The organism is Bartonella sp. CL435QHHD, assembly GCF_042195095.1.
Lineage (GTDB): Bacteria > Pseudomonadota > Alphaproteobacteria > Rhizobiales > Rhizobiaceae > Bartonella.
In genome coordinates this window covers 1-1,846 of record NZ_JBHINS010000086.1, presented here as the reverse complement: position 1 = coordinate 1,846, position 1,846 = coordinate 1, and the positions used below count along the sequence as shown (strand labels likewise).

The window sequence follows — 1,846 nt, the reverse complement described above, 5'->3', positions numbered from 1 at the left end:
TGTAAAATTAGTGGCTCCACCGTAATCGTAGAACGTGAGAAATAGTAATCATGGAAAAGAAATATGAACTTACTGATGAAACAATCGAAGTTGGGGGCAAAACTCTTCACCGCATTCGTGCATTGAGAAGCTTCGGAAAAATCAAGAAAGGTGACCTAGGCGGCTTTATAGAAGGTGAGAGCAACTTAAGTCATGAAGGAGACTGTTGGGTTTATGATGATGCCATGGTTTATAGCGGTGCAAAAGTTTACAACAATGCCAAGGTATTTGATAACTCAAAAGTTTGTTATTTTGCAAATATTTATGAAAATGCAACAATTCATCATAACGCAAAAATATATGGTGGTCGTATTTTTGGAAAAGCACATGTTTACGAAAATGCAAGTGTTCATTGCAATGCAGAAGTGTATGGTAACGCACACATTTACGGAGATTCAGAGGTTCGTGGAGGCAGTATTATCACAACGAGCGAGAGAAGATAATTATTATGTATAGATATGAAATTAAACCTACTTTGTGTTCGCAGTTAGTTGTGAGAAATACCCACAATCCAGGTGAACTTTGTATAACGATCTCTGGAGATAAGGGCGAGCCCTATGTAGATACCATAATCTCTAAAGACAAAATAGATGCCTTCTTAAGTGAAGAGAATATCGTGCCAATGGAACTCATAGGATCGCAATGCTTTGCATTTTCATACGAATTCAGACCGTTTGCATGCACTAGATTTGAAATGATACCACCCAATTCAGATGAATCTTTCTTGTTGACGCTATATTCTGATCATTGTGCATATATAAAACGCATTCCAATTGATCGGATTGTACAACCTGTAAAGACAAAACTCTAACACCCCAAAACCAGTCTTTTAACACCAGCGTGATTCACGCCACGGGTGAATTGTACGCAATGTAGGAAATCAAGATGACAAATTCCACTTTTTTAAAAGAAATGGCAGGAAAATATGGATTTTCTGCTGAAGAATTTCGAGAAACAATCATAAAAACTTGTATTGGATATAAAAATGCTAGTGTCATCACTGATGCAGAATTTGCCGTTTTTCTTTTTGTTGCCAATACTTATGGACTTAACCCTTTAACAAAAGAAATCTATGCACTCCCTAAAAAAGGCGGCGGCATCATACCCGTTGTTTCTATCGACGGTTGGATAAAGATCATCAAATCAAATCCTGACTTTGATGGCATGACCTTTCAAGATCAACTCAATGAAGATGGGAATATCATTGCTATCAAATGTGCTATTCGTCTCAAAGGGATTAAAGACCCTATCGAAGTCACCGAATATCGCAAAGAATGCGAACAAGAAAAAAGTGAAGCATGGCAAAAATATCCAGCACGTATGTTGCGCCATAAAGCCACTATACAATGTGCTCGCTATGCTTTCGGGCTTTCCGGTATTTATGAAGAAGATGAAGCAAAACGTATCAATGAAACAAACCATAGCATTCCAAAACAATTGGTTTCTCAAGATATGCTTATAAAAATCGAAGAATTAATCGAACAAACAGAATCGGATAAAAATAAGCTTCTCTCTTATGCAAAAGTAGAAAAGCTAACAGATATGTCTTGTGAAACAGCAGACGACGTTTTGAAAATATTAGAAAGCAAGCCAAGAATTCAAAGAGAAAGCGCTCTACAATCTCTCCCACCACAAGAGAAAACATACGTTCCTATACAAGATGCCGAATATATTCACGTCCAAGATATAGAATATGTACCACAAGAACAAAGAACGGCGGTGTGAGATGGAACAAAGAACAGCAGAATGGTTTCAAGCGCGCTTGGGTAAAGTCACCGCATCAAACATTTACAGCGTACTCAGTAAA

Annotated in this window: 2 protein-coding genes and 1 pseudogene; all 3 read left to right on the top strand. The window is 37.6% G+C overall.

The features are described 5' to 3' along the window. Window positions 1-50: 50 nt before the first annotated feature. Window positions 51-482, top strand: a complete 432-nt coding sequence (locus ACFILH_RS09345) for a hypothetical protein (protein ID WP_375661115.1) — start codon at window positions 51-53, stop codon at window positions 480-482. 442 nt (window positions 483-924) lie between these two features. Next, window positions 925-1,764 (top strand): recombinase RecT, encoded by an 840-nt coding sequence (locus tag ACFILH_RS09340; RefSeq protein ID WP_375667722.1) that lies wholly within the window; start codon window positions 925-927, stop codon window positions 1,762-1,764. A 1-nt stretch (window position 1,765) separates the two neighbouring features. Beyond that, window positions 1,766-1,846 (top strand): annotated as a pseudogene (locus ACFILH_RS09335) (exonuclease); the annotation flags it as partial.